General features: G+C 71.9%; 27 protein-coding genes and 1 pseudogene. 21 read left to right on the top strand and 7 right to left on the bottom strand.

The genetic code is table 11. The features are described from left to right. Window positions 1–8 precede the first annotated feature (8 nt). A complete protein-coding gene (locus ACLJQF_RS25805) occupies window positions 9–1,016 on the top strand; it encodes an Lrp/AsnC family transcriptional regulator (RefSeq protein ID WP_410612294.1) in 1,008 nt (335 codons plus the stop codon). Here the strand turns inward: ACLJQF_RS25805 and ACLJQF_RS25800 are convergent. From ACLJQF_RS25800 to ACLJQF_RS25790, 3 genes are all read right to left on the bottom strand, one after another. Next, a complete protein-coding gene (locus ACLJQF_RS25800) occupies window positions 976–2,034 on the bottom strand; it encodes an alcohol dehydrogenase catalytic domain-containing protein (protein ID WP_410612292.1) in 1,059 nt (352 codons plus the stop codon). The genes ACLJQF_RS25805 and ACLJQF_RS25800 overlap by 41 nt on opposite strands. Then, window positions 2,034–3,398, bottom strand: a complete 1,365-nt coding sequence (locus ACLJQF_RS25795; RefSeq protein ID WP_410612291.1) for a dihydrolipoyl dehydrogenase family protein — start codon at window positions 3,396–3,398, stop codon at window positions 2,034–2,036. The genes ACLJQF_RS25800 and ACLJQF_RS25795 overlap by 1 nt, the downstream gene beginning before the upstream one ends. A gap of 67 nt (window positions 3,399–3,465) precedes the next feature. Continuing rightward, on the bottom strand, window positions 3,466–4,038 hold the full coding sequence (locus tag ACLJQF_RS25790; RefSeq protein WP_410612290.1) for a VOC family protein: 573 nt from the start codon (window positions 4,036–4,038) through the stop codon (window positions 3,466–3,468). Between the two features lie 135 nt (window positions 4,039–4,173). Here ACLJQF_RS25790 and ACLJQF_RS25785 point away from each other — a divergent pair, with 135 nt between their 5' ends. Next, the gene (locus ACLJQF_RS25785) at window positions 4,174–6,906 is read left to right on the top strand and encodes an AAA family ATPase (protein ID WP_410612288.1); all 2,733 of its coding nucleotides are present in this window, start codon (window positions 4,174–4,176) and stop codon (window positions 6,904–6,906) included. A gap of 34 nt (window positions 6,907–6,940) precedes the next feature. Here the strand turns inward: ACLJQF_RS25785 and ACLJQF_RS25780 are convergent, their stop codons facing one another. The 3 genes from ACLJQF_RS25780 to ACLJQF_RS25770 form a co-directional block, all read right to left on the bottom strand. After that, complete coding sequence (locus ACLJQF_RS25780; protein WP_410612286.1) at window positions 6,941–7,612, bottom strand: orotate phosphoribosyltransferase; 672 nt, start codon at window positions 7,610–7,612, stop codon at window positions 6,941–6,943. Between the two features lie 19 nt (window positions 7,613–7,631). Continuing rightward, window positions 7,632–8,090, bottom strand: coding sequence for a hypothetical protein (locus tag ACLJQF_RS25775; protein WP_410612285.1), 459 nt, complete (start codon window positions 8,088–8,090; stop codon window positions 7,632–7,634). Window positions 8,091–8,203: 113 nt separating this feature from the next. Further along, entirely contained in the window at window positions 8,204–9,073 is an 870-nt protein-coding gene (locus ACLJQF_RS25770; RefSeq protein WP_410612284.1) for an SDR family NAD(P)-dependent oxidoreductase, read from the bottom strand. Between the two features lie 125 nt (window positions 9,074–9,198). Here ACLJQF_RS25770 and ACLJQF_RS25765 point away from each other — a divergent pair, with 125 nt between their 5' ends. After that, complete coding sequence (locus ACLJQF_RS25765; RefSeq protein WP_410612282.1) at window positions 9,199–10,050, top strand: helix-turn-helix transcriptional regulator; 852 nt, start codon at window positions 9,199–9,201, stop codon at window positions 10,048–10,050. 4 nt (window positions 10,051–10,054) lie between these two features. Here ACLJQF_RS25765 and ACLJQF_RS25760 read toward each other — a convergent pair whose 3' ends face one another. Next, entirely contained in the window at window positions 10,055–10,558 is a 504-nt protein-coding gene (locus ACLJQF_RS25760) for a MarR family winged helix-turn-helix transcriptional regulator (RefSeq protein WP_410612281.1), read from the bottom strand. A gap of 114 nt (window positions 10,559–10,672) precedes the next feature. Between ACLJQF_RS25760 and ACLJQF_RS25755 the strand changes: the two genes are divergently transcribed. The 18 genes and pseudogenes from ACLJQF_RS25755 (at window position 10,673) to ACLJQF_RS25670 (ending at window position 24,164) form a co-directional block, all read left to right on the top strand. Next, window positions 10,673–10,885, top strand: coding sequence for a hypothetical protein (locus ACLJQF_RS25755; protein WP_410612280.1), 213 nt, complete (start codon window positions 10,673–10,675; stop codon window positions 10,883–10,885). 88 nt (window positions 10,886–10,973) lie between these two features. Further along, complete coding sequence (locus tag ACLJQF_RS25750) at window positions 10,974–11,912, top strand: NADP-dependent oxidoreductase (protein WP_410612278.1); 939 nt, start codon at window positions 10,974–10,976, stop codon at window positions 11,910–11,912. A 32-nt stretch (window positions 11,913–11,944) separates the two neighbouring features. Then, complete coding sequence (locus ACLJQF_RS25745; protein ID WP_410612277.1) at window positions 11,945–12,082, top strand: hypothetical protein; 138 nt, start codon at window positions 11,945–11,947, stop codon at window positions 12,080–12,082. Next, window positions 12,075–12,401 carry a DUF4387 domain-containing protein gene (locus ACLJQF_RS25740; RefSeq protein ID WP_410612276.1) on the top strand — a complete coding sequence of 109 codons (327 nt, stop codon included), beginning with the start codon at window positions 12,075–12,077 and terminating at the stop codon, window positions 12,399–12,401. The genes ACLJQF_RS25745 and ACLJQF_RS25740 overlap by 8 nt, the downstream gene beginning before the upstream one ends. Window positions 12,402–12,714: 313 nt before the next feature. Continuing rightward, entirely contained in the window at window positions 12,715–13,383 is a 669-nt protein-coding gene (locus tag ACLJQF_RS25735; RefSeq protein WP_410612275.1) for a response regulator transcription factor, read from the top strand. Between the two features lie 189 nt (window positions 13,384–13,572). Then, the gene (locus ACLJQF_RS25730) at window positions 13,573–14,268 is read left to right on the top strand and encodes a response regulator transcription factor (RefSeq protein ID WP_410612771.1); all 696 of its coding nucleotides are present in this window, start codon (window positions 13,573–13,575) and stop codon (window positions 14,266–14,268) included. A gap of 152 nt (window positions 14,269–14,420) precedes the next feature. Next, on the top strand, window positions 14,421–15,113 hold the full coding sequence (locus ACLJQF_RS25725) for an antibiotic biosynthesis monooxygenase family protein (RefSeq protein ID WP_410612274.1): 693 nt from the start codon (window positions 14,421–14,423) through the stop codon (window positions 15,111–15,113). Beyond that, window positions 15,110–16,516 (top strand): FAD-dependent monooxygenase, encoded by a 1,407-nt coding sequence (locus ACLJQF_RS25720; RefSeq protein WP_410612272.1) that lies wholly within the window; start codon window positions 15,110–15,112, stop codon window positions 16,514–16,516. Before ACLJQF_RS25725 ends, ACLJQF_RS25720 begins: the two co-directional genes overlap by 4 nt. After that, window positions 16,501–16,827 (top strand): TcmI family type II polyketide cyclase, encoded by a 327-nt coding sequence (locus ACLJQF_RS25715; RefSeq protein WP_247050626.1) that lies wholly within the window; start codon window positions 16,501–16,503, stop codon window positions 16,825–16,827. Before ACLJQF_RS25720 ends, ACLJQF_RS25715 begins: the two co-directional genes overlap by 16 nt. Next, the gene (locus ACLJQF_RS25710) at window positions 16,824–18,080 is read left to right on the top strand and encodes a beta-ketoacyl-[acyl-carrier-protein] synthase family protein (RefSeq protein ID WP_410612270.1); all 1,257 of its coding nucleotides are present in this window, start codon (window positions 16,824–16,826) and stop codon (window positions 18,078–18,080) included. Before ACLJQF_RS25715 ends, ACLJQF_RS25710 begins: the two co-directional genes overlap by 4 nt. Further along, the gene (locus ACLJQF_RS25705; RefSeq protein ID WP_410612269.1) at window positions 18,077–19,282 is read left to right on the top strand and encodes a ketosynthase chain-length factor; all 1,206 of its coding nucleotides are present in this window, start codon (window positions 18,077–18,079) and stop codon (window positions 19,280–19,282) included. Before ACLJQF_RS25710 ends, ACLJQF_RS25705 begins: the two co-directional genes overlap by 4 nt. Before the next feature lie 9 nt (window positions 19,283–19,291). Next, on the top strand, window positions 19,292–19,531 hold the full coding sequence (locus ACLJQF_RS25700; RefSeq protein ID WP_410612267.1) for an acyl carrier protein: 240 nt from the start codon (window positions 19,292–19,294) through the stop codon (window positions 19,529–19,531). 8 nt (window positions 19,532–19,539) lie between these two features. Further along, a complete protein-coding gene (locus ACLJQF_RS25695; protein WP_410612266.1) occupies window positions 19,540–20,313 on the top strand; it encodes an SDR family NAD(P)-dependent oxidoreductase in 774 nt (257 codons plus the stop codon). A 7-nt stretch (window positions 20,314–20,320) separates the two neighbouring features. Beyond that, window positions 20,321–20,488: pseudogene (locus ACLJQF_RS25690) on the top strand (cyclase); the annotation flags it as partial. Window positions 20,489–20,612: 124 nt separating this feature from the next. Continuing rightward, window positions 20,613–21,254, top strand: coding sequence for an SRPBCC family protein (locus tag ACLJQF_RS25685; RefSeq protein ID WP_410612265.1), 642 nt, complete (start codon window positions 20,613–20,615; stop codon window positions 21,252–21,254). Then, window positions 21,238–22,326, top strand: a complete 1,089-nt coding sequence (locus ACLJQF_RS25680; protein WP_410612263.1) for an FAD-dependent monooxygenase — start codon at window positions 21,238–21,240, stop codon at window positions 22,324–22,326. The genes ACLJQF_RS25685 and ACLJQF_RS25680 overlap by 17 nt, the downstream gene beginning before the upstream one ends. Window positions 22,327–22,335: 9 nt before the next feature. After that, on the top strand, window positions 22,336–23,340 hold the full coding sequence (locus ACLJQF_RS25675; protein ID WP_410612261.1) for a methyltransferase: 1,005 nt from the start codon (window positions 22,336–22,338) through the stop codon (window positions 23,338–23,340). Next, a complete protein-coding gene (locus ACLJQF_RS25670) occupies window positions 23,337–24,164 on the top strand; it encodes an SDR family NAD(P)-dependent oxidoreductase (RefSeq protein ID WP_410612260.1) in 828 nt (275 codons plus the stop codon). The genes ACLJQF_RS25675 and ACLJQF_RS25670 overlap by 4 nt, the downstream gene beginning before the upstream one ends. Window positions 24,165–24,206: the final 42 nt, after the last annotated feature.

The following is a 24,206-nucleotide window of genomic DNA, read 5'->3' as shown; positions in this document are numbered from 1 at the left end:
TGGCCCCCATGCCGGATGTGCTCACGCCCGACGAGATGGACCTCAAGCTCGTGCACGCGCTGCAGGCGGCGCCCCGTGCGACCTGGCACGAGATCGGCCGGTCGCTCGGCGTCGACCCCGGTACCGCCACGCGGCGCTGGCAAGGACTCGTCGAAGCCGGGACCGCCCGGGTCACCGCCTATCCCGAAGTCAGGCTGTGGGCGCAGGACCACTGCAACGCGTTCATCGAACTGGATCTCCAGCCGACCGCCCGCGCGCACGCGGTGGAGGTGCTGTCCCGTGTCCCGCAGATCGCCTCTATCTCGATCGTCAGCAGTGGCCGGGACCTGTTCCTGACCGTGCTGACGCCCGATCTGGCGACGCTGTCCCGGCTCGTCCTCGAGAAGCTCCAGCAACTTCCCGGGTTACGCGGGACGCGGACCCACGCGGCCACCACCGTCTACGGCGAGGGCAACCACTGGCGACTCGATGCGCTGCCGCCGCAGCAGCGTTTCCGCGTCCCACCGAAAGCCGGAAACCGGCCCGTCTGGAAGGACCACTACCGGGAAGTGCTCCGCGCCCTCGGCGACGGCCGGAGCCCCGCGGCCGACATCGCGGCCCGCACGGCGAGAAGCGGGTCCACCGTCCGCCGCCGGCTCAACGAGATGATCGACGGCGGCCTGCTGTCCCTGCGCTGCGAGGTCGCCCAGCCCATCACCGGATGGCCGGTCGCCGCGACGTTCTGGGCGCGGGTGCCCCCGAACGAACTGCACCGGACCGCCACCGCCCTGACCGAACTGCCGGAAGTCCGCCTGTGCGCGGCCACCACCGGAGCGGACAACCTGGTGCTGACCCTGTGGCTGCGCTCCCTCGGCGACGTCCAGCGCCTGGAAGCGGAACTCGCCGGAAAACTCCCCGCGCTCACCCTCACCGACCGGGCCGTCACCCTGCACGCCGCCAAACGGATGGGCTGCCTGCTCGACGACGCCGGCCGGATCACCGACGTGGTGCCCATCGATCCGTGGGCGTCGTGGTAGCGCTTTCCCGGGTGTCGAGGACGACACGGAACCGCGCTTCGCCGGACATCATCCGCTCGTAGGCCTTGGGTGCTTCGGACAGTGGCATGATCTCGTTGCGGCTGCGGATCCCACGGTCGTGGGCCAGCCGGAGACTGTCCTCGTTCTCGATCGAGGAACCGGTGAGCGCGCCGGTCACCGAGCGGGTGCCGAAGATCAGGTCCGGGGTGCGGACCGCGATCGGGTCGGGGGCCGCGCCGACGACGAGGAGCTGCCCGCGAGTGCCAAGCCCGGCGACGAGCGAGGACATCGACGCGCCGCTGGACGCCGTCGCGACGATCGCGGCGGCGCCGCCGAGCCGAGTCAGCGCCTGGCCGGGGTCGACCGCGGTGCTGTCGATGTACTCGTCGGCGCCGAGTTCGGCGGCCAGTTCGGCTTTCCCGGTGCCGCGGGCGATCGCCGCGACGCGGTAGCCGAGGGTTTTGGCGTACTGGACGCCGAGGTGGCCGAGGCCGCCGATGCCCTGCACAGCCACCAGGGATCCGGGCCGGGCGCCGGCCGTCAGCAACGCCCGGTACATCGTGAGTCCGGCGCACAGCAGCGGTGCGACGTCGAGGGGCTGGGCGCCGTCGGGGATGCGGACCAGGCCGGTGGCGCGGGCGTAGGCGATTTCGGCGTAGCCGCCGTCGGTGGTGGTGCCGGTCCAGGGTTGGTCGGTGCAGTTGACGAAGTCGCCGCGGCGGCAGTTGTCGCACTGGCCGCAGTGGCCGTTGAGGTAGCCGACGCCGACGTGGTTCCCGGGTGCCCAGGCGGTGACGCCCGGCCCGACGGCGTCGATCACGCCGACGATTTCGTGGCCGGGCACGACCGGCGCCGACGGGTCGGCGCGTTTCCCTTCGACGGCGAGGGTGTCGCTGTGGCACACCCCGCAGGCCTCGACGCGCACGCGCACCTCGCCGGGCAACGGATCGCGGATCTCGCGTTCCACGAGGGCGAACTGCCGGGTCCCGGTCACTTCGAACGCACGGTAGGTGGACATCACTGGTCTCCCGAGGCGGTGTGGAGCTGGTGGTCGAGTTCGCGCAGGACGTGCAGGAACGCTTCGGAGAAGGTCGGGAACGGCTGGACCACGTCCAGCAGCACGGCCAGCGGGACCCGGGCGCGGATGGCCAGAGTGGCCTGCTGGAGCCATTCGCCGGCTTCCGGGCCGACGGCGTACGCGCCGGTGAGCCGTTCGCCGTCGGAGACGACGGTGAGGAAGCCGGGACGCGTGTCGTAGGCGCGGGTGTAGGTCGCCGTGCGGGGCACCTCGGAGAGCTGGACCGTCGCGGTGAACGCGTCTTCGGCGGCGCCGACGGCCGCGGCTTGGGGGTCGGTGAACACCACGCGCGGGATGGCGTCGTAGTTCACCTTCGTGGTCCGGCCGAGGATGTTCGCGGCCACGACCCGGCCCTGGTACTCGCCGACGTGGGTCAGGTTCCACTGCCCGGTGACGTCGCCGACGGCCCACAGGCCCGCGCCGGCCGCCATCCGGTCGTCGGTGGGGATGCCGTGCGGGGTGGCCTCGACGCCGACCGTCTCCAGGCCGATGCCCTCGACCCGCGGGCGCCGTCCGGTGGCGACCAGCAGCCGTTCGGCGCGCAGCTGCGTGCCGTCGGGCAGGTCGAGCACGTACTCGTCGCCGTCGAGCCGGGCGGCGTTCGCGTGCTGTCCGAGGTGCAGGGCGATGCCGTCGGCGCGCAGGGCTTCTCCGACTGCTTCGCCGAGCGCGCGGGGTTCGCGGGGGAGCACGTGGTCGGCGCCGTCGACGATCGTGACTTCGGCGCCGAGCCGGGTGAACGCCTGGGACAGCTCGACACCGGTCGGTCCGGCGCCGAGGACGAGGAGCCGGCGCGGGATCTCCTTCGCGCCGGTGGCTTCGCGGTTGGTCCACAGCCCGGGCAGTTCGCGCAGCCCGGGCACGGGCGGGATGACGGGGTCGGAGCCGGTGGCGACGACGATGTGGTCCGCGGTGTGGCCGGTTCCGCCGACGGTGACCGTGTGCGGCCCGGCCAGCCGGCCTTCGCCACGCAGGACCGTGATGCCGGCGTTGTCGGCCCAGGCCTGCTGGCCCTTGTCGTCGTAGGACGAGACCATGAAGTCGCGGTAGGCGAGGGCCGCGGCGGCGTCCGCCCGGCCGGTGACGGCCTCGCGGGCGCCGGGCACGTCGCGGGCGGCGGCCAGCGCTTCGCCCGGTCGCAGCAGGGTTTTGGACGGGATGCAGGCCCAGTAGGAGCATTCGCCGCCGAGCAGCTCCCGCTCGACGACGGCGACCCGCAGGCCGCCCGCGGCGATCGCGGCCGCGGTGTGTTCGCCGGGCGCGCCACCGCCGAGGACGATGGCGTCGAAATCGCGTTGGGTCATGACTGCCTTCTTTCGGGAGTCTTTCGAGGATCCGGTGCGCGGGTCGCCCCGCGCACCGCCGGATGGCTCAGGCGTCCTGGTGCTGTGCCATGTACTGGGCGTACCAGGTGGGCCATTCCTCGTCGTACTGCCCGGTTTCCTTCTCGTGTTCGCCGTGTGCCGCCGCGGCTTCGCGCAGCCCCTGCTCGAGCTTCTGCGTCGAGCCGTAGGTCACACCGTCGACGCGCCCGGGGAGGCGGGTCGTGATCTCCTGCAGCAGCCAGGTGTTGCCGTCCGGGTCGCTGAACGACGCGAACGAGGAGTAGGTGCCGCGGTCGGGGTGGATGCCCGGGGCGAACGCGCCGGTCGCGTCGCGGTGGAAGACCTCGGTGACGTCGGCGCCGTGGCCGGCGAGCTCTTTGCGGGCCGCCTCGATGTCGTCGACGACGAGGTAGGTGCCGCGGACCGAGCCCGGGGCGACGTCGGTGAGGCCGGAGCCGAACTGGACCGACGCCGCGGATCCCGGCGGGGTCAGCTGCACGACCCGGGTGTCGCCGAAGACGATGTCGGCGTCTTCGCGCCAGCCGAGGGTCTTGTAGAAGTGCTTGGTCCGGTCGACGTCGGTGACGGGCAGGACCACGACTTCGAGTTTCATGTCCATGATCGGATTCCTTCCGGGGTGGCGGCGGGCTTGCCGCTCGCCATCACTGTCGTCCTTCCGCGGTCCGTTCGCCCCCGTGAGACACCCTGGTCGGTCCCGGGCCCGGGACCGGGAACCGCGCTAGTGTTCCGGGTCATGTCGGGTCGGGATCCGGAGCTGGTCGGCCGCGGCGAGGAAGTCGCCGCGCTCGAGGGCGCGCTCGCCGCCGCACGGGCTGGGCGCAGCCGGGTGCTGGTGCTGCGCGGCGAGGCGGGGATCGGCAAGACGGCGCTCCTGGAGCACGTCGCGACGCGGGCGACCGGCTTCCACGTGGCGCGGACCGCGGGCGTCGAGTCCGAGCGCGAGCTCCCGTACGCCGGTCTGCACCGGCTTTGCGTTCCCTTCTTCGGCCGGCTCGAGCACCTGCCGGCGCCGCAGCGGGCCGCCCTCGGCACGGCGTTCGGCCTGACCGTGGGCGAGCCGCCGGACCGGTTCCTGGTCGGGCTGGCGGTGCTGACCCTGTTCGCCGGAGTCGCCGAGGACCGGCCCCTGGTGTGCCTGGTCGATGACGCGCAGTGGCTCGACCGGGTGTCCGCGCAGACCCTCGCGTTCGTCGCCCGGCGGTTGCTGGCCGAGCCGATCGCGCTGGTCGTCGCGGTGCGCGAGCCGGCGGAGGAGCTCGACCTGGCCGGATTGCCGGAACTGGCCGTCCGGGGCCTCGGCGAAGCGGCGGCGGGCGCCTTGCTGGACTCGGTGCTCAAGGGACCGCTGGACGTCCGGGTCCGCGACCGGATCATCGCCGAGACCCACGGCAACCCCCTGGCCCTGGTCGAGCTGCCCCGGTTCTGGACCGCCGCGGAACAGGCCGACGGGCTCTTCCGCCCGGGCGGCGACGCGCTGGCCGACCGCCTTGAGCGGTTGTTCCTCCAGCAGGTGGTGCCGCTGCCGCCCGACACCCGCCTGCTGCTGCTGACCGCGGCGGCAGAGCCGCTGGGGGACGCGACCCTGCTCTGGCGCGCGGCCGGTGAGCTCGGCCTCGGTGCGGATCCGGCGGCCGCCGCCGAGGCGACCGGGCTGGTCGAGTTCGGGCCCCGGGTCCGGTTCCGGCATCCGCTGGTGCGCTCGGCCGTCTACCGGTCCGCCTCGGCGCCGGAGCGGCACGAGGTGCACCGGGTGCTCGCGGCGGTCACCGATCCGGCCCGCGACCCGGATCGGCGGGCGTGGCACCGCGCGCAGGCCACCGTCACCCCGGACGAGGAGGTCGCGGTCGAGCTGGAGTGCTCGGCCGGGCGTGCCCAGGCGCGTGGGGGTCTCGTCGCCGCCGCGGCGTTGCTCGAACAGGCGGCCACCCTCACGCCCGATCCGGCGGTGCGCGCCCGGCGGGAGCTCTCGGCGGCCCGGGCGAAACGCGGTGCGGGCGCGCTCGAAGCGGCGCTGGACTTGCTGGGTGCGGCCGAGGCCGGACCGCCGGATCCGGTGCGGGACGCCGAGGCCGGGCGCCTCCGCGGGCAGATCGCGTTCGACCAGCGGCGCGGCCGCGACGCGGTGGAACTGCTCCTGCGTGCCGCCGGGTCCCTCGACGGCGACGAGGCCCGCGAAACGTACTTGGAAGCGCTCGGTGCCGCCGTGTGGGCCGAGTACGGCGTCGTCGAGGCGGCCCGGCGAACGCGTGCGGCGCCGGCGGCCCAGGTGCCACCGGGTGCGGTCGACCTCGTCCTCGACGCGCTCGCGACCCGGCTCACCGACGGCTACGCGGCCGCGGCCCCGCGGATGACCGCGGCGGTCGACGTCGTCCGCGCGCTCGACACCGGTAGTGAGGACTCCGGGCGCGTGCTGTGGCTGCTGGGCAACCGGGCCGGCGGAACCCTCGCGACCGAGATGCTCGACTACGCCGCCGGCCGCGAGCTCGCCGAGCGTCAGGTGCGGCTGGCCCGCGACACGGGTGCGCTCGTGCAGTTGCAGTTCGCCCTCAACTTCCTCGCCAACCACGAACTGCTGGCCGGCGACCTGACCGCGGCCCAAGCCCTCGTCGAAGAGGACCGGCTGCTCGCCGAAGCCACCGGCGGCCGCCCGGTCGGCTACAGCGCGATCCTGCTCGCCGCCCTGCGCGGCCGCGACGCCGATGCCGCCGCGGAGATCGCGGCCGCCGGCGCGGCGGCGGCCGAGCGGGGCCAGGGCCGGGTCGTGCGGTTCGCCGACTACGCGCTCGCCGTGCTCGGCAACGGCCTCGGCCGCCACGAGGCCGCCCGCGACGCGGCGCGCCGGGTGGTCGAACGCGACACCGTCGGCGACCATGCCCTGGCGACGGCCGAGCTGGCGGAGGCCGCGTCACGCACCGGCGACGGCGACCTCGTCACCGCGGCGCTCGACCGGATGTCCGAACGCGCCCGGGCCACCCCGACGGCGTGGACCCGGGCCCTCGAAGCCCGCCTGCGGGCGTTGGCGGGCATCACTCCCGGCGAGTGCTACGCCGAGTCGATCGCGCTGCTCGCCGAAAGCCCGTTGCGGGTCGAGCTGGCCCGGGCCCACCTGCTGTTCGGCGAATGGCTCCGGCGCGAGGGACGCCGTGTCGACGCCCGGGAGCACCTGCGCACCGCCCACGAAATGACCTCTCGGATGGGCCTCGAAGCCTTCGCCGACCGTGCGCGCCGCGAGTTGCTGGCCACCGGGGAGACGGCACGCAAACGCACCGCCGGGACCACCGAGGGGCTGACCCCGCAGGAGTTCCAGATCGCCCGCCTCGCGCGCGAAGGACTGTCCAACCCCGAAATCGGCACCAGGCTCTTCCTCAGCCCGCGCACCGTCGAATGGCACCTGCGCAAGGTTTTCGGCAAGCTCGCGATCAGCTCGCGGCGTCAGCTGCGCGAAGCGGTCTTCGACGGGGCGTGATGAGGGCCCGGTAACCGGATCAGCGCCCTGGGGTTCAAGCGGTTGAGGCGTGGTGGGTCGCGGTGCGGACGAGGGCCCAGCGCGGGTCGTCGTCGCTCCAGTGGTTGATCAGGGCGTCGACGGCGAGCTGGTGCACGGTGGGGTCGAGCACGCCGCGCTCGGTCGCCGTCTCGAGCAGCCGCAGGTACGTGGTGATCGACGCGATCGGGAGCGCCGCGGCGGTGGGCGTCACCGAGGCGGCGACGTCCCGCATGTCGACCAGGACGAAGACACCGACGACGATCGCCCCTTCGTCGCGCAACTCGGCGGCGAACGCCTCGATCGCGGTGCCCTGCGACACGGCGTCGTCGACGAGCAGCACCCGTCGGCCGTTCACCGACGCGCCGCGGACGCGTGGTTCGTGATCTTCGTGCCCCACGTAGCCGGGTTTGCGCACGAACGCGAACGGCAGTCCGCCGGCCAGCGAAACCGCGCCGGCCAGCGGAATGCCGCCGGTCTCGGCGCCGACGACGACGTCGGCGCCGAGGCGGTGGGCGAACCTCGCGCCCGGTTTCGCGAGGGAGTGCAGCAGCCGGGGATCCGCGTAGGCGTTCTCCACCGACAGCGGGTGCAGGGGCAGCCGGGTGGTCATGTCCCAGGTCGAGATCCCGGGGCGGACCAGGCCCGGCACGGTGGCGAGCCGGGCGGCGAGGTCGTGGGTGCGCATCGGACGTCTCCTGGATGAGTCAGTGCACGTGCTTCGGGTGGCTGCGGGCTTCGACGGCCTTCACGGTCTTGCTCAGCGCGCCGCCCAGGACGCGCTTGCCGGCGACTGAGAGCAGCGCGCCGAGCGCGTGCCCCTTGAAGTTCTTGCCGTCGCGGACGACGACGGCGTCGATCTCGGTGGTGCCGTCGGGGCGTTGCGTGAGGGTGTAGGTGTGGCCGGAGGCGCCGCCCCAGAGGTTCGAGTCGGTGGTCTTCATCTCGATGTGGCGGGGATCGGACCAGTCGTAGTGGAGGCGTTCCCAGACCCCGCCCGAGCCCTCGGTGACGTCGGCGTAGGTGTCGCCGCGGTCGTGGACCTGCAGGTATTCGTCGGCGTTGTTGCCGAAGAGCTCCGCGCGGCCCGGGCCGAAGTCGGTCAGCGCGGCGAGGAACTGCCCGGGGGTGGCGGTGGTGATGACGGTGAAGTGGATGGTGGACACGGTGTCCTCCTTCGAGGGGTTCTGTGGTGCTCTCTCACCGTCGCTCCGCAGGGCACCTGTTCGCCCCAGGGGAAGTCCCTGGCGACTCCCTGGCGTGCTCCCGGGCGAGGCGCTCACCGCGCCGGTTCCGTGCCCGGATCGGTCAGTGCGGCGGTCGCCCGCCAGAGGTCGCGGGCGGTGGTCTCGTCGAGGCCGGCCGCGGACGGCTTGCGGATCCTCGGGTAGCCCCTGATGCTGCCGGGGCCGTCGGGGCCGACGTAGGCGTTGCCGGGAACGTCCTGGGTGGCCGCGTACAGGATCGGCAGTGCCCCGCGTTCGGGAGTGTTGATCAGGAACCCCAACCGGTTGACGAAGCCGGACGAGGAGTGGGCGGCCAGCGAGGTCGACGCGATGCCGGGGTGCGCCAGGACCGAGCGCGCGGGACTTCCCGAGGCGGTCAGGCGCCGCTGCAGCTCCAGCGAAAACAACACGATCGCCAGTTTGGAGTCGTAGTACCCCTTCATCGGGTGGTATTCCCGGGACCGCCAGGCCAGGTCGTCGAGGTCGATCCGGCCCTGGCGGTGCAGCTGACTGGTGACGCTGACCACCCGGTCGGTGATCCGGGGCAGCAGGAGGTTGGTCAGCACGAACGGGCCGAAGTAGTTCGTCGCGGTCTGCACGTCGAAGCCCTGCGGGGTGCGGTTCAGCGGGACAGCCATGACACCGGCGTTGTTCACCAGGACGTCCAGGCCGCCGGTCCACGACCCGGCGAACCGGCGCACCGAGCCGAGGTCGGCCACGTCCAGGTGGCGTACCTCGAACGTGCCCGCCATCCCGGAGATCGCCTCGGCCGCCTTGTCCACGGTGCGCACGCCCAGCACGACCCGGGCCCCGGCGCGGGCGAGTTCCCGTGCGGTGATCAGCCCGAGCCCGCTGCCGGCCCCGGTGACGAGCACCGTGCGGCCGGTCAGGTCCGGCAGGTCGTCAGTGGTCCATTTCGCCATCGTCGTCTCCTGATCAGTGGTCGTCCCGGCCAGTCCAGCCCGACGGCGGAAGTGGGTCGAGGACCTGTCGAGCCACGGATCGGCAGTCAGTGGCTGAGCCGGGCGAAACCGTCCACGATGGACTCATGGCCACCACGATGGACCGGCAGGCGCTCGGCGCCTTCCTGCGCGCCCGCCGCGAAGCGCTGCAACCCGAGGACGTCGGCTTGCGCCGCGGCCCGCGGCGCCGCACGAACGGGCTGCGCCGCGAGGAGGTCGCCGAGCTGTGTGACATGTCCGCCGACTACTTCGCGCGGCTGGAACGCGGCACCGGTCCCCGCCCTTCCGAACAGCTGCTCGCCGCCATCGCCCGCGGGCTGCGGCTCACCCTCGACGAACGCGACCACCTGTTCCTGCTCGCCGGACACCGGACCCCGCACCGTGCCCTGCGCGGCGAGCACGTCAGCCCGGGGCTGATGCGCATCCTGGACCGGCTGCAGGACACCCCGGCGCAGATCATGGGCCCGGTCGGGGAAACACTCGTGCAGACACCTCCCGCGGTCGCCCTGCTCGGCAACCAGACGGGGTTCACGGGTCCGGCCCGCAGCGCCGTCTACCGCTGGTTCACCGACCCTGGCGAGCGGGCGCGCTATCTCGCCGAAGACCATCCGCAGCACAGCCGGATCTCGGTGGCACAGTTGCGCGCGAGCACCGCCCGGCAAGGTCCCGGCTCGCCGGCCGCTCGCCTCGCCGCCGAGCTGACCGCCCGCAGCAGCGAGTTCGCCGACCTGTGGGAACGGCAGGAGGTGGGCATGCGGTGGAGCGACCAGAAACGGTTCACCCACCCCGAACTGGGACTTCTGCGCCTGCACTGCCAGACCCTGCTCGACCCCGACCAGGACCAGACGCTGCTGGTCTTCACCGCGACACCGGGCACCGGCAGCCACGACGAGCTCGCCATGCTCACCGTCATCGGCGCCCAGCAACTCCGGCCGTGAACGCTCAGGCGCTGCCCTTGCGGCGACGAGGCGCGGCTGAACGCGGAGGCGCCGAACGCATGTGCTCCCGCACCGGGGCCAGCAGGGCGGCGAGGGCCTGGACGTCGTCGCGCGAGAGAGGTTCGAACAGCAGGCCGCTGACGACCTCGACGTGGCCCGGCAGCACCTTCGCCAGCAGCGCGCGTCCGGTGTCGGTGATGGTGACGGTGATGCCGCGCTCGTCGTCCGGGGACGGAGCCCGCTCGACCAGGCCGGCCTTTTCGAGCAGGCCGGCCTGGTAGGTCAGGCCGCTGCGGCTGTAGACGACGCCGTCGGCGAGGTCGGTCATGCGGTGGCTGCCGGTGGGGGAGTCGCCGAGCCGGGCGAGCAGCTGGAACTGCACGTAGCTGAGGTCGCCGGCCTCGCGCAACTGCTGCTCGACGGCGTGCCGGAGCAGACTGGTCACCTCGATGAGGTCGAAGTAGGCGCCGAGCTGCACGGGGTCGAGTGACGGTGGCGCATCGGTCATGCCCCGATGGTACTGCTTCGAATTCGAAGAGTGCTGGGTGGTGGGCGGTGGTGAGCCCGGCTGAGCACCCCGGGAGGTGGAGATCGGGCAGTGGGGTGTCGCAGGGTCGCGGGCATGAGCATCCCTTGTCTCGCCCAGCGGGAGGACCAGCAGCGGCTCGAGTGGAGCGGCGGGAGCGTCTTCAGCGTCCTGCTCGACGCCGAGGCGAACGGTGGGCAGCTGACCGTCGGCCGCTTCGACGTCAGCGAAGCCTTCGGGATCACGCCGCAACTGCCGGCCGAAGCCGCCGAACCGGCCGGCAACGTCGTGCTCGGCCCGCCTCGGTGACCCATCTCACTTGCTTCGAATTCGAAGCAGGACTACCGTAACCGTAGTTGCTTCGAATTCGAAGCGCGTAGATGAAGGAGAGAGTCCGATGAAGGCAGTGCGTTTCCACGAGTACGGCGACCCGGGCGTTCTGCGGTACGAGGACGTGGCGCAGCCGGTCCCCGGCCCGGGGCAGGTTCGGATCCGCGTGGCCGCGACGTCGTTCAACTCCGTCGACGGGAACATCCGCGGCGGCTTCATGCAGGGCCCGATCCCGGTGGAGCTGCCGCACACCCCCGGCCTCGACGTCGCCGGCACGATCGACGCGCTGGGCGCGGGACTGGACGGTCTCGCGGTCGGTGACGAGGTCATCGGCTTCCTGCCGATGGACAAGCCCGGCGCCGCCGCGGAGTACGTCCTGGCACCGGCCGAGGTCCTCGCGGCGGCGCCGAAGAGCGTCCCGCCGGCCGACGCCGCCGCCTTGCCGCTGGTGGCGCTCACCGCGTACCAGGCACTGTTCGACCACGCCGGGCTGACCGCGGGGCAGCGCGTGCTGATCAACGGCGCCGGGGGAGCGGTCGGCGGCTACGCGGTGCAGCTGGCGCACAACGCCGGTGCCCACGTCATCGCCACCGCGAGCCCCCGCAGCGCCGACGCGGTCAAACTCGCCGACGAGGTCCTCGACCACACCACCACGAGCGTGACCGACGCGGTGACCGACCCGGTCGACGTCGTGCTCAACCTGGCGCCGGTCACGCCGGAGCAGCTGGCCGCGCTGGTCACGCTGATCCGGCCGGGCGGTGTCCTGGTGAACACGACGGTGTGGATGCCTGCCCCCGGGGACGAAGCGCGCGGTGTGCGCGGCATCGACCTGTTCGTCCGCAGCGACGCCGGCCAGCTGGCGAAGCTGGTCGCGCAGGTCGACCGCGGCGAACTGCGCGTCGACGTCGCCGAGCGGGTGCCCCTGGCCGAGTTGCCCGCGCTGCACGCCCGGGCCGCCGAAGGCGCGGTGCACGGCAAGGTCGTCATCGTCCCGTCCGCCTCCTGACCCCCGACTCCCGAAGGACAGCCCTGCCCTCGATGGCCGGCCTGGCGTTCCCGACCTCGCCCGCGGAGGTCGAGCGCGGGGCGGCCTACGAGTTCGTGCTCCACCACGTGGTCGACTGCGACACCCCCACCGACCTGTTCCGCATCGAAACGGAGACCGCCGGTGCCTGAGACCACCCTCGCGGATCTCGCCCACGAGGTCCGCTCCAAGAACGCCGGCCCGTTCTGGGTCACCATGGAACTGTTCATGCGCGACGACGACGGCTACCGCATCGCCTCCGACGAGGCCTTCCTCGACGAGCGCGTGATCGCGGAGCTCTACCGCGTCGAGGCGGATTCGGTGCAGCTGTTCCGGATCCCCTCGCTCAACGTCGTGAAGATCTCCTTCCCCCGCCCCGTGAGCCAAGGCTCGCTGCGGGACCGCGACATCCACGCCGGTCAGCACCACGTCCCCCTCGCCCGCCTGCCGGTCGAGCGTGGTGGTCGCTGACGACCTCGGCTCCTGGGCAGCCGCGGCCCGCTTCGATGGCCTGAACGGGCACGCGGTCCACCCGGTCCGGCAACGCGCTCGCCTACGAGGTCCAGGGCGTTCTCGCTGCCGTCCATTCAGTGGGAAGGTAACGAGCCGGCTGTGGTGCTGGTCATCGACCGGTTAGCCTCGAACGATCGCGGCGACTGGGGACGGCCAGTGGCGACCGCCTCGCCGGCGAGCCGGGCGAGACCTGTCGGGGCCTCTCCCTACCGCGGTCGGTCGAGGTCACCCCGGACGCACGAGCTGCCGAACTTCGTTGTGAGGGGGGCATGTGCGCTTGCTACTGGTGGGGACGATGCCGGCGACCGCCGGGAACCTGAGTCACGAGCTTCGGGGTCACGGCTTCGAGGTGAGCGTCGTGGACAGCGGGACCGCGCTGCTCGCCACCTCCGTCCTGGCCGACCTGGTGGTGCTGGCCCTGGACCTCCCCGATCTCGACGGCCTGGAGGTCTGCCGCCGCCTTCGTGCGCGCAGCGGGGTGCCGATCATCGGCGTGTCCGCTCGTGACTCCGAACTGGACCGGGTGCTGGGTCTGCAGGCGGGGCTCGACGACTACGTGACCGGGCCGGTCCGGCCGAGCGAAGTGGTCGCGGTGATCGACGCGGTGCTGCGCCGGGTGCGCGGCGCGGCCGCGGAACCGGCGGCGGCCCCGGAGACCGTCGTGCACGGCTCGCTGCACATCGGCCTGCGGGCCCGGGAGGTCCGGGTCGGCGGCCGGCGGGTCGCGGTGACGCCGAAGGAGTTCGACCTGCTCACCCTGCTGGCCTCCGAGCCGGGCCGGGTGTTCACGCGGCGCCGGATCATGTCCGAGGTGTGGCGTGATTCGAGCGGACGGGGCACGCGGACAATCGACACGCACGTCCGAACATTGCGGGCAAAACTGGGGGCGCACTCCTGGGTCGTCAACGTGCCGGGAATCGGCTTCCGGCTCGGCGGCTGACAGGTACAACGATGTCCGGTCCTTGTTGTAGTTCCGGTTGTCTCGGCAGGTGCCGACCGGAATCGTGCACGGATTGTGAAATCGTCTGCAGCCGTTGTGGGATTGGTTGAGAAGTTCCGGAAAACTTGCCAGACTCGGCGACCGAGAAGATCTTGCCGATGGTTGTGTGGCGATTCACTGGGGGCAGTGATGGTACGTGTGCTGGTTGCCGAGTGTGACGAGGTGGAGCGGCTGGTCGTCGCCGGCGCGCTGCGCAGGCAGGGGTTCGAGGTCGAGACCGTCGACACCGTACCGGCGGCGGTCTCCGCCGCGTCCGGCGTCGACCTGGTGGTGCTCGGGTTGCCGGCACCCGGGCTGGCGGTCTGCGCGGCCGTCCGGGAGTCCAGCGCCGTGCCGATCATCGGCACGGCGGCGCCGGGATCGGACATCGACCTGGTCACCGGCCTGCGCAGCGGACTCGACGCCTTCCTCGTCCGGCCGGTCGGGATCCGCGAACTGGTCGCCCGGGTGGACGCGATCCTGCGCCGGACCCTGGCGGGCGCCGACGACTGGGAGGTGATTTCGCGTGGCCCCCTCCGGCTCGACGTCCGCACCAGGGAGGTGCACCGGTGCGGCACGCTCGTCCAGGTGACGCGGAAGGAGTTCGACCTGCTGCTCCTGCTCGCCGCCGAGCCGGACGAGGTGTTCACGCGGCGCGAGATCATGGCCAGGGTGTGGGGCGACGAATGGGCGCGGTCCGACCGGACGATCGACACCCACGTCAACAGCCTGCGTAACAAAATGAGTGACTCTGCGGTAATACGGACGATACGTGGTGTCGGTTTCCGCATCGGTTACCGGGCGCTCGCCGGGGTCGGTGGGCGAGCCGTGTCCACCGGTTCTTGATTTTCTCTGACACAGACTTGCCGGAACCTTCGCTGTGGGCCCGTTGACCGGCTCCCCGCAATTAGACAGAATAGATTTCAGGCGGACGCGGGCATCGAGCGTCAATCCGGTCGATCGGGTCGCCGAAAATCTTTCATCCAGCCGGAGGAAAAATGGCATTCATTTCGGCGGAAGCCGACAATTTGACGGTGCTGAACCTGTTCGGCGCCAAATCCGCTGCCGCCCAGGAGAAACTGCTCACCACGATGCGCGGCATCATCGACTCGGCCGACTTCCCCGGCTGGATCTCGTCCACCCTCTTCGGCGGGATCGCCGAGCCCGGCACGGCGAACTACATCCAGTGGCGCAGCGCCGAGGACCTGCAGAACCGGTACCACGGCGAGAAGTTCCAGAAGGAGATCGTCCCGCTGTTCGACGAGCTCGCCACCTCCGTCCGGCTCCTGCAGACCGAAGTGGTGTTCACCCGTCGCCGCGCCGGGCTGGACGCCATCGAAATCGGCCCGGACCACGACCACTGCACGGTGCTCGCGGTGATGGGGGTGGCCCCGGACGACCAGCAGGAACTCGTGGATCTCTTTTCGCAGGAGGACGACTGGCTCACCGGGTTCCCGGGTTATCTCTCCAACAGCATCCTCCGCGGCACCGACGGCACCTTCGTCGTGAACTTCGCGCAGTGGGAGAGCCAAGCCGCCTACGACGTCTTCCACACGCTGCCCGAACAGGAGCGCCCCGAGGACGTGCGGAAGACGCGGCTGCGGGCGCGGTCGTTGCTGACCTCGCACGAGTACAACACCTACCGGCCCGTGCACACCCGGTCGGCCGCGCCGGCCGCGGCGCGGTCATGACCGCGCCGGTGATCGTCGTCGGCGCCGGCCCGGTCGGGTTGATGCTGGCGGGAGAACTGCGGCTGGGCGGCGTGGACGTGATCGTGCTGGAACGCCGTGAGGAGCCCAGCGGCGAGTCGCGGGGCCTGGGCTTCACCGCACGGGCCACCGAAATCTTCGAGCAACGGGGGCTGCTGAGCCGGTTCGGCACGGTCGAGACGAGCCCGCAAGGCCACTTCGGTGGCATCCCGATGGACTACAGCGTGCTGCCGGGATCGCACTTCGGCGCGCGCGGGATCCCGCAGCACCGCATCGAGAGCATGCTCGAAGACTGGGCATGCGAACTGGGCGCGGAGGTGTTGCGCGGCCACGAAGTCGTCGGCGTGCGGCAAAACGCCGACGGCGTGGTGGCGATCGTCGACGGCGGCGACGGGCTCGCCGAGTTCGACGGCTCCTACCTCGTCGCCTGCGACGGCGGTCGCAGCACCGTGCGGGGTCTGGCGGGGTTCGACTTCCCGGGCACCGAAGCCACCCGCGAGATGTACCTCGCCGACGTCGTCGGCCGGAACATCCGGCCCCGGTTCATCGGCGAGCGCGTGCCGGGCGGCATGGTCATGTCGGCCCCGCTCGAACCCGGCGTGGACCGGATCATCGTCTGCGAACGGGGAGTTCCGCACCGCGAACGCGGTGAGGCGCCCGACTTCGCCGAGGTCGCCGACGCCTGGCAGCGGTTGACGGGCGAGAGCCTGCACGGTGCGGACACCCGCTGGGTGAGCGCCTTCACCGACGCCACACGGCAGGTCACCGAGTACCGCAGGGGTCGGTTCCTCGTCGCCGGGGACGCCGCCCACACTCACCTGCCGGCCGGCGGCCAGGGACTGAGTCTCGGCGTGCAGGACGCGGTCAACCTGGGCTGGAAGCTGGCCGCGACGGTCCGGGGCTGGGCGGCGCCGGACCTGCTGGACACCTACCACTCGGAACGTCACCCGGTCGGCGCCCGGGTCCTGCGCAACACCAGGGCACAGGGCCACCTCTACCTCAGCGGCGAAGAAGTCGAGCCGCTGCGCGAGGTGGTGGCCGAGCTGATCCGGATCCCGGAGGTCGGCCGGCACCTGTCCGGCATGGTCAGCGGGCTGGACATCCGCTACGACGTCGGCCCCGGCACCCATCCGCTGCTGGGCCGCCGGCTACCGGGCGTCGCCCTGCCCACCGGCCGTGGCCTGCTGACCGGGCCGGCGGCCGGCGAGGCGACCGACTGGGCCACTCGCATCGAACTGCGGCCCGGCGGCGAACCGGTGCTGGTCCGGCCGGACGGCTACGTCGTGTGGGCCGGCGGCGACGGCCTCGACGAAGCTCTGCGCCGCTGGTTCGGCGAGCCGAAAACAGTCACGGAAAGGCAACTCGAATCATGCACAGCACCCTGATCGTGGCGCGGATGGACCCGGGCTCGCAGCAGTCCGTGGCCGACCTGTTCGCGCGGTTCGACGCGAGCGAGCTGCCCGAGCTGATGGGCACCCGCCGCCGCGAACTGTTCCACTACCGCGGCCTGTACTTCCACCTGCAGGACTTCGACGGCGAGCACGGTGGCGAGGCGATCCAGGAGGCCCGCACCCACCCGGGGTTCGTCGGGATCAGCACCGACCTCAAGCCGTTCATCGAGGCGTACGACCCGTCGACCTGGCGGTCCCCGAAGGACGCGATGGCGACCCGCTTCTACCACTGGGAGGAGAAGTGACGCGCCGGGTCGTGATCACCGGGGTGGGCGTGCTGGCCCCGGGCGGAACGGGGGCGAAGGAGTTCTGGAGCCTGCTCGTGGCCGGCCGGACGGCGACCCGCGCCATCACCTTCTTCGACCCGGCGCCGTTCCGCTCGCGGGTCGCGGCCGAGATCGACTTCGACCCGGTGGCGGCCGGGCTCACCCCGCAGGAGATCCGGCGGATGGACCGCGCGGCCCAGTTCGCCGTGGTGGCGGCCCGGGAAGCGGTGGCCGACAGCGGGCTGGACTTCGAGGACCTCGATCCGGGCCGGCTCGGCGTGACCGTCGGCACGGCCGTCGGGGCCACCACCGGGCTGGAGGAGGAGTACCGGGTGGTCAGCGACGACGGCCGGCTGCACCACGTGGACCACCGCTACGGCGTGCCGCACCTCTACGACTACCTGGTGCCCAGCTCGTTCGCGGCGGAGGTCGCGTGGGACCGCGGCGCGGAAGGGCCGGCCGCGGTCGTCTCGACCGGCTGCACCTCCGGGCTGGACTCGGTCGGCTACGCCACGGAACTCATCCGCGAGGGCTCGGCGGACGTGATGATCGCCGGGGCGACGGACGCGCCCATCTCGCCGATCACCATGGCCTGCTTCGACGCGATCAAGGCGACGACCCCGCGCAACGACGATCCCGGGCACGCGTCCCGTCCGTTCGACGCGACCCGCACCGGTTTCGTGCTCGGCGAGGGAGCGGCGATCTTCGTGCTCGAGGACCTCGACCGGGCCCGGGCCCGCGGCGCCCAGATCTACGCCGAGATCGCCGGTGTCGCTTCCCGCTGCAACGCCTACCACATGACCGGTCTCCGGCCGGACGGCGCGGAAATGGCCGAGGCCATCACCCGTGCCCTCGCCGAGGCCCGCATCGATCCCGCGGACGTCGACTACGTCAACGCGCACGGTTCCGGCACCAAGCAGAACGACCGGCACGAGACCGCCGCGTTCAAGCGCAGCCTCGGCGACCACGCCTACCGCACCCCGGTCAGCTCGATCAAGTCGATGATCGGGCACTCGCTCGGCGCGATCGGCTCGCTGGAGATCGCCGCCTCCGTGCTGGCGATCCGGCACGACGTCGTGCCGCCGACGGCCAACCTGCACGTCCCGGACCCCGAGTGCGACCTGGACTACGTGCCGCTGGTGGCGCGGGACTGGCCGACGAAGACCGTGCTCAGCGTGGGCAGCGGCTTCGGCGGGTTCCAGAGCGCGATGGTGCTGCGGGAGCCGGCGTGAGCGCCACGGCCGTGGTCACCGGCCTCGGCGTGGTGGCGCCGAACGGCCTGGGCGCCGAGGAGTTCTGGAAGGCCACGCTCGCCGGCGAGCACGGCATCGGCCCGGTGCGGCGGTTCGACGCCGCCGGCTACCCGGCGCGGCTCGCCGGCGAAGTGCGGGACTTCGTCGCCGAAGACCACCTGGAGAGCCGGCTGCTGCCGCAGACGGACTACATGACCCGGTACGCCCTGGCGGCCGCCGACTGGGCGCTGGCCGACGCCGGCCTCGACCCGGGCGAGCTGCCAGCCTTCGACATGGGCGTGATCACGGCGAGTTCGGCCGGCGGGTTCGAGTTCGGGCAACGCGAACTGGAGAACCTCTGGAGCCGCGGCAGCGGATACGTGAGCGCCTACCAGTCCTTCGCGTGGTTCTACGCGGTCAACACCGGGCAGATCTCCATCCGCAACGGGATGAAGGGGCCGAGTGGCGTCGTGGTCAGCGACCAGGCCGGTGGCCTGGACGCGCTCGCCCACGCCCGCCGGCAGATCCGCAAGGGCAGCCGGCTGATCGTGTCCGGCGGCGTCGACGGCTCGATCTGCCCCTGGGGCTGGGTCGCCCAACTGGCCAGTGGGCGGCTCAGCACCGGCGAGGACCCGGACACCGCCTACCTGCCGTTCGACGCGCGCGCCGCCGGGCACGTGGCCGCCGAGGGCGGCGCGATCCTGGTCGTGGAGGACGCCGCGACCGAGCGTCCGTCCTACGGCGAGATCGCCGGCTACGCCGCGACGTTCGACCCGAAGCCCGGGAGCGGCCGGGAGCCGGGACTGGGGCGCGCGATCCGCGGAGCGCTCGGCGACGCCGGCGTCGAACCGGCCGACGTCGACGTGGTGTTCGCCGACGCGGCGGCGGTGCCCGAGCTGGACCGGGCCGAAGCGCGGGCGATCACCGACGTGTTCGGCGCGTACGCCGTTCCCGTGACCGCGCCGAAAACGATGACCGGACGGCTCTACGCGGGTGGCGCGGCCCTGGACCTGGCCTGTGCCCTGCTGTCCATCCGGGACGGTGTCATCCCGCCGTCCACCCACGTCCGGCTCTCGCCGGAGCACCCGATCGACCTCGTCACCGGGCAGGCCCGCAGCGCGACGGTGCGCACCGCCCTCGTCCTCGCGCGCGGTCACGGCGGCTTCAACTCCGCCATGGTCGTGCGCGCCAACCACAGCTAGGAGGCAGTCGTGTCACTGACATTGGAGAACCTCAGGCGGGTCCTGCGGGAAGGCGCCGGTACCCAGGACGGCGTCGACCTCGGCGGGGACATCCTGGACACGCCGTTCGACGAGCTCGGCTACGACTCGCTGGCGGTGCTGGAAGCCACTTCCCGGATCACCCGCGAGTTCAAGATCGAGTTCGACGACGACGCCGCGGTGGCCGCCACCACGCCGCGGGAGTTCCTGGCACTGGTCAACGCGGGCTGAGGAGAACCATGAGCAGAACAGCCATCGTCACCGGCGCGACCAGCGGCATCGGCCTGGCGACCACCGCGCTCCTCGCCGATCAGGGGCACCGCGTTTTCCTCTGCGCTCGCGACGCCGACAACGTCGCGCTGACCGTGAAACAGCTGCGAGACAAGGGGTACGAGGTCGACGGCGCGGCGTGCGACGTCCGATCGCCGGAGGCGGTCCGGTCGTTCGTCACGGCCGCGGTCGACCGCTACGGCCCCGTCGACATCCTCGTCAACAACGCCGGCCGCAGCGGCGGTGGCGTCACCGCCGACCTCGCCGACGACCTGTGGTTCGACGTCATCAACACCAATCTGAACAGCGTCTTCCTGGTCACGAGGGACGTGCTGTCGATCGGTGGCATGCGGGAGTCGGGTTGGGGCCGCATCGTCAACGTCGCGTCCACCGCGGGCAAGCAGGGCGTGGTTCTCGGTGCGCCGTACTCGGCGTCCAAACACGGTGTCGTCGGCTTCACCAAGGCGCTGGGCAACGAGCTGGCCAAGACCGGCATCACGGTCAACGCGGTGTGCCCCGGCTACGTCGAAACCCCGATGGCCCAACGGGTCCGGCAGGGCTACGCGGCCGCCTGGGACACCTCGGAGGACGACGTGCTCACCCGGTTCCAGGCCAAGATCCCGCTCGGCCGCTACTCGACGCCCGAGGAAGTGGCGGGGCTGATCGGCTACCTCGTCACCGACATCGCGGGCTCCATCGCGGCGCAGGCTCTCAACGTCTGCGGCGGTCTCGGCAACTTCTAGGAGAATCATGCCCATCACACGCAACGTCGAGCACGAGATCACCGTCGAGGCCCCGGCCAAGGAGATCTACCAGCTGATCGCGGACGTGGGGAACTGGCCCCAGCTGTTCGCCCCCACCGTCCACGTCGAACACGCGTCCCAGGACGAGCGGACGGAACGCATCCGGATCTGGGCCACCGCGAACGGCACCGCCAAGACCTGGACGTCACGCCGGGAACTGGATCCCGGCGCACTGCGCGTCGACTTCCGCCAGGAGGTGTCCCAGCCCCCGGTCGGCGGGATGGGGGGGCGCCTGGCTGGTGGAGCCGCTGTCCGAAGGGACGTCGAAGGTGCGGCTGCGCCACGACTACCACGCAGCGACCGACGACCCGGCGGACCTGGCGTGGATCGACCAGGCCGTGGACCGCAACAGTCACGTGGAGCTGGCGGCGCTCAAGGACACCGCCGAAGCGGCGGCGTCGGACCTGCTGTTCAGCTTCGACGACACCCTGGAGATCGACGGCAGCGCGCGGGACGTTTACGACTTCATCAACGAGGCCCGGCTGTGGCGAGAGCGGCTGCCGCACGTCGCGCGGGTCGACCTGACCGAGGACACCCCCGGCCTGCAGGTGCTGGAGATGGACACGCGGACCCAGGACGGCTCGACGCACACCACCCGGTCGATCCGGGTCTGCCTGCCGCACCGGAAGATCGTCTACAAGCAGGTCCAGGTGCCCAAGCTGATGACGCTGCACACCGGGCACTGGCTGTTCGAGGACCGGCCGGGCGGGGGTGTCACGGCCACCTCGCGGCACACCGTCCGGATCAACGAGGACACCATCACCGAGGTGCTCGGCGCGTCGGCGGACGTGGCGGCTGCGCGCGCGTTCGTGCGGAAGGCGTTGAGCACCAACAGCCTCGCCACCCTCGGTCACGCCAAGAACTATGCCGAGAGCCGCTGACGTGCCCGAGGTGCTGGTGGCCGGCGCCGGGCCGGTCGGGCTGCTGCTCGCCGGTGAGCTGCGGCGCGCCGACGTCGGGGTGACGGTGGTGGACCGGCTGGCCCGGCCGATGCAGGAGTCCCGGGCGTCGCAGCTCACCAGCCGCACCGCGGAGCTGCTGCACGAACGCGGGCTGCACGCGTTGCTGGCCGAGGCCGTCCACGAACCCCGCGCGCACTTCGGCGGCCTCGGCTTCGACATGTCCGATGTGGACAGTGAGTTCGCGGGCAACTGGAAGGTCCCGCAGTACCGGACCGAAGCGGCGCTCGCGGAGCAGGCGCTCGGCCTGGGTGCCACGTTGCTGCGCGAGCACGAGCTTGTGGCTTTGACCGTGCACGAGGACCACGTCGAGGCGGCTTTCACCGGCCGGCCGTCGCTGCGGGCGGACTTCGTCGTCGGCTGCGACGGCCGGCACAGCACCGTCCGGCGGTTGGCCGGATTCGAGGTCGATTCCGCACCGGCCACGCGTGAGCTGCTGCGGGCGGACGTCACCGGCCTCGACGTGCCGGACCGGCGGTTCGAACGGTTCGAGCACGGCATGGCCGTCGCCTCGACCCGGGCCGGCGTGACCCGGGTGATGGTGCACGAGTTCGGCCGGGAGGTGACGCTCGAGGAGCCGATGTTCGACACCGTCGCCGAGGTCTGGGCGAAGGTGACGGGGGAGGACATCTCGCACGGCACGCCGGTGTGGGTGGACGCCTTCGACAACGCCCGGGGGCAGGCCACCGAGTACCGCCGGGGCCGGGTGTTCCTCGCCGGCGACGCGGCGCGCTGGCACCTGCCGATCGGCGGGCAGGCGCTGAACGTCGGCCTGCAGGACGCCGTCAGCCTCGGCGCCGCGTTCCGGCCGGGGCGGTCGCTGAACGAGTATCACGACGAACGCCACGCCGCCGGCGCGAAGATCCTGCGTCTCGTCACGGCGCAGGAAGACCTGCTGCTGGGCGGCCCCGAGGTCGAGCCGCTCCGCGCGGTGCTCGCGGAGCTGATCGCCCTCCCGCAGGTCCAAGCCCAGTTCGCCGCCCTTCTCAGTTAGGAGCAGCGCATGACCCCTCCCGAGATCCCCATTCCCGCCCGCATCCTCCAACTCGCGACGGCGAGCTGGCTGTCGGCGGCGGTGAGCGCGGCGGCGTCCCTCGGCGTCGCGGACGCGCTGGCCGCCGGCCCGCGTCCGGTGGAAGACATCGCGAAGGAGATCGACGCGCACGCGCCGACGCTCTACCGGCTGCTGCGCGCGTGCGCGGACTACGACCTGTTCGAGGAACACGACGGCCAGGTCTTCGCGCTCACCGAGCTGGGGCACGCGCTGCGTACCGACAGCCCGGTGTCGATGCGCGGTTTCGCGCAGTGGGTCGGCGATCCGGCCGACCGCTACAGCTGGTCCGGCCTCGCGGACTCGGTCCGCACCGGGCGGTCGGCGTTCGAGCAGGTGCACGGCCAGGACGTGTGGGCGTACATGGCCACGCACCCGGACACCGCGAGCGTGTTCAACAACGCCATGACGAGCGCCTCCGACCAGATGATCAAGCCGGTGGTGGCGGCCTACGACTTCAGCCGGTTCGGCCGGGTCGTCGACGTCGGCGGCGGCCACGGGGCGTTGCTCGCCGAGATCCTGCGGGCCAACCCCGGCGTCCACGGGGTGCTGTACGACCAGCCCGAGGTCGTGGCCGGCGCGTCGCACCCCGACGTCGCCGACCGGTTGTCGGTGGTGGGTGGCAGTTTCTTCGAGAGTGTGCCGCCGGGCGGCGACGCTTACCTGCTGTCGAACGTGATCCACGACTGGGACGACGAGAAGTCGGCCCGGATCCTGTCGAACGTCCGGGAGGCGATGGCGCCGGACGCCCGGGTGCTGCTGGCCGAGGTGGTGATGCCGGGCAAGGCCGAGCCCGCCGCGACGGTGAAGCTGATGGACCTCAACATGCTGGTGCTCTGCGACGGCAAGCAGCGGACCGAGGCCGAGTTCGCGGAGCTGTTCCGCAGCGCGGGCCTGGAGCTGTCGCGGATCGTGCCCAGCGGGTTCTGCAGCGTCGTCGAGGCGGTGCGGGCGTGAGCGCGCTGGAGGGGAAGGTCGCCATCGTCACCGGGGGCGCCGGTGGCATCGGCGCGGCCACCGTAGCCGCGCTGGCGGAGGCCGGTGCTCGGGTGGTGGTGGCCGACGTGGCCGAGGCCGCCGTCGCGGAGGTCGTCGACTCGCTGACCACGCAGGGGCACAAGGTGGCCGGGCACGTGGTCGACGTGTCCGATGAGGACAGTGTGCGCGAGCTGGTGCGGTTCACGGTGGACACGTTCGGCGGCGTAGACATCCTGGACAACAACGCGGCGCTGGTGTCGGCGATCAAGCGGGACCGCGATGTCGTGACCATGCCCGTCGAGCTGTGGGACGAGGTCATGGCGGTGAACCTGCGTGGCCCCATGCTGCTGTGCAAGCACACCGTGCCGATCATGATCGAACGCGGCGGCGGCTCGATCGTCAACATCGCCAGCGGCCAAGGGCTGTCCGGGGACCGCACGATGGTCGCCTACGGCAGTTCGAAGGGCGGCCTGATCGCGCTGACCCGGTTCGTCGCGGCCGCCTACGGCGACCACGGCGTCCGGTGCAACACCGTGGCGCCGGGGCTGATCAAGACGCCCGCGCTGGACGCGGACATGCCGGAGTTCGTGCAGGACAAGATCCGCGCGCACAACCTGGTACCCCGGCTGGGCACGCCGGCGGACGTGGCCGCGCTGGTCACGTTCCTCGCCTCGCCGGCCGCGAGCTTCATCACCGGCCAGCTCATCCCAGTCGACGGCGGCTTCCTGTCCCACCTGCCGACGCTGGCGGTCCTGGCACCCCCCGGTCAGGGCGACGCCGGCCACGTAGCCAACCGAACCTAGTCCCGGCGCGGGTTGTCGTGAGTGGTAATTAGGGTTAGAACC

This window comes from Amycolatopsis sp. lyj-109, assembly GCF_046548995.1.
GTDB lineage: Bacteria > Actinomycetota > Actinomycetes > Mycobacteriales > Pseudonocardiaceae > Amycolatopsis.
Note: the sequence above shows the minus strand (reverse complement) of the source record. Positions and strands in the feature narration are given on the sequence as shown.

Coding starts and splice junctions, on each gene's coding strand:
- ACLJQF_RS25805 (WP_410612294.1), top strand. CDS start 9: ATGCCGGATGTGCTCACGCCCGACGAGATGGACCTCAAGCTCGTGCAC.
- ACLJQF_RS25800 (WP_410612292.1), bottom strand. CDS start 2,034: ATGTCCACCTACCGTGCGTTCGAAGTGACCGGGACCCGGCAGTTCGCC.
- ACLJQF_RS25795 (WP_410612291.1), bottom strand. CDS start 3,398: ATGACCCAACGCGATTTCGACGCCATCGTCCTCGGCGGTGGCGCGCCC.
- ACLJQF_RS25790 (WP_410612290.1), bottom strand. CDS start 4,038: ATGGACATGAAACTCGAAGTCGTGGTCCTGCCCGTCACCGACGTCGAC.
- ACLJQF_RS25785 (WP_410612288.1), top strand. CDS start 4,174: ATGTCGGGTCGGGATCCGGAGCTGGTCGGCCGCGGCGAGGAAGTCGCC.
- ACLJQF_RS25780 (WP_410612286.1), bottom strand. CDS start 7,612: ATGCGCACCCACGACCTCGCCGCCCGGCTCGCCACCGTGCCGGGCCTG.
- ACLJQF_RS25770 (WP_410612284.1), bottom strand. CDS start 9,073: ATGGCGAAATGGACCACTGACGACCTGCCGGACCTGACCGGCCGCACG.
- ACLJQF_RS25765 (WP_410612282.1), top strand. CDS start 9,199: ATGGCCACCACGATGGACCGGCAGGCGCTCGGCGCCTTCCTGCGCGCC.
- ACLJQF_RS25760 (WP_410612281.1), bottom strand. CDS start 10,558: ATGACCGATGCGCCACCGTCACTCGACCCCGTGCAGCTCGGCGCCTAC.
- ACLJQF_RS25755 (WP_410612280.1), top strand. CDS start 10,673: ATGAGCATCCCTTGTCTCGCCCAGCGGGAGGACCAGCAGCGGCTCGAG.
- ACLJQF_RS25750 (WP_410612278.1), top strand. CDS start 10,974: ATGAAGGCAGTGCGTTTCCACGAGTACGGCGACCCGGGCGTTCTGCGG.
- ACLJQF_RS25745 (WP_410612277.1), top strand. CDS start 11,945: ATGGCCGGCCTGGCGTTCCCGACCTCGCCCGCGGAGGTCGAGCGCGGG.
- ACLJQF_RS25730 (WP_410612771.1), top strand. CDS start 13,573: ATGGTACGTGTGCTGGTTGCCGAGTGTGACGAGGTGGAGCGGCTGGTC.
- ACLJQF_RS25725 (WP_410612274.1), top strand. CDS start 14,421: ATGGCATTCATTTCGGCGGAAGCCGACAATTTGACGGTGCTGAACCTG.
- ACLJQF_RS25720 (WP_410612272.1), top strand. CDS start 15,110: ATGACCGCGCCGGTGATCGTCGTCGGCGCCGGCCCGGTCGGGTTGATG.
- ACLJQF_RS25715 (WP_247050626.1), top strand. CDS start 16,501: ATGCACAGCACCCTGATCGTGGCGCGGATGGACCCGGGCTCGCAGCAG.
- ACLJQF_RS25695 (WP_410612266.1), top strand. CDS start 19,540: ATGAGCAGAACAGCCATCGTCACCGGCGCGACCAGCGGCATCGGCCTG.
- ACLJQF_RS25680 (WP_410612263.1), top strand. CDS start 21,238: ATGCCGAGAGCCGCTGACGTGCCCGAGGTGCTGGTGGCCGGCGCCGGG.
- ACLJQF_RS25675 (WP_410612261.1), top strand. CDS start 22,336: ATGACCCCTCCCGAGATCCCCATTCCCGCCCGCATCCTCCAACTCGCG.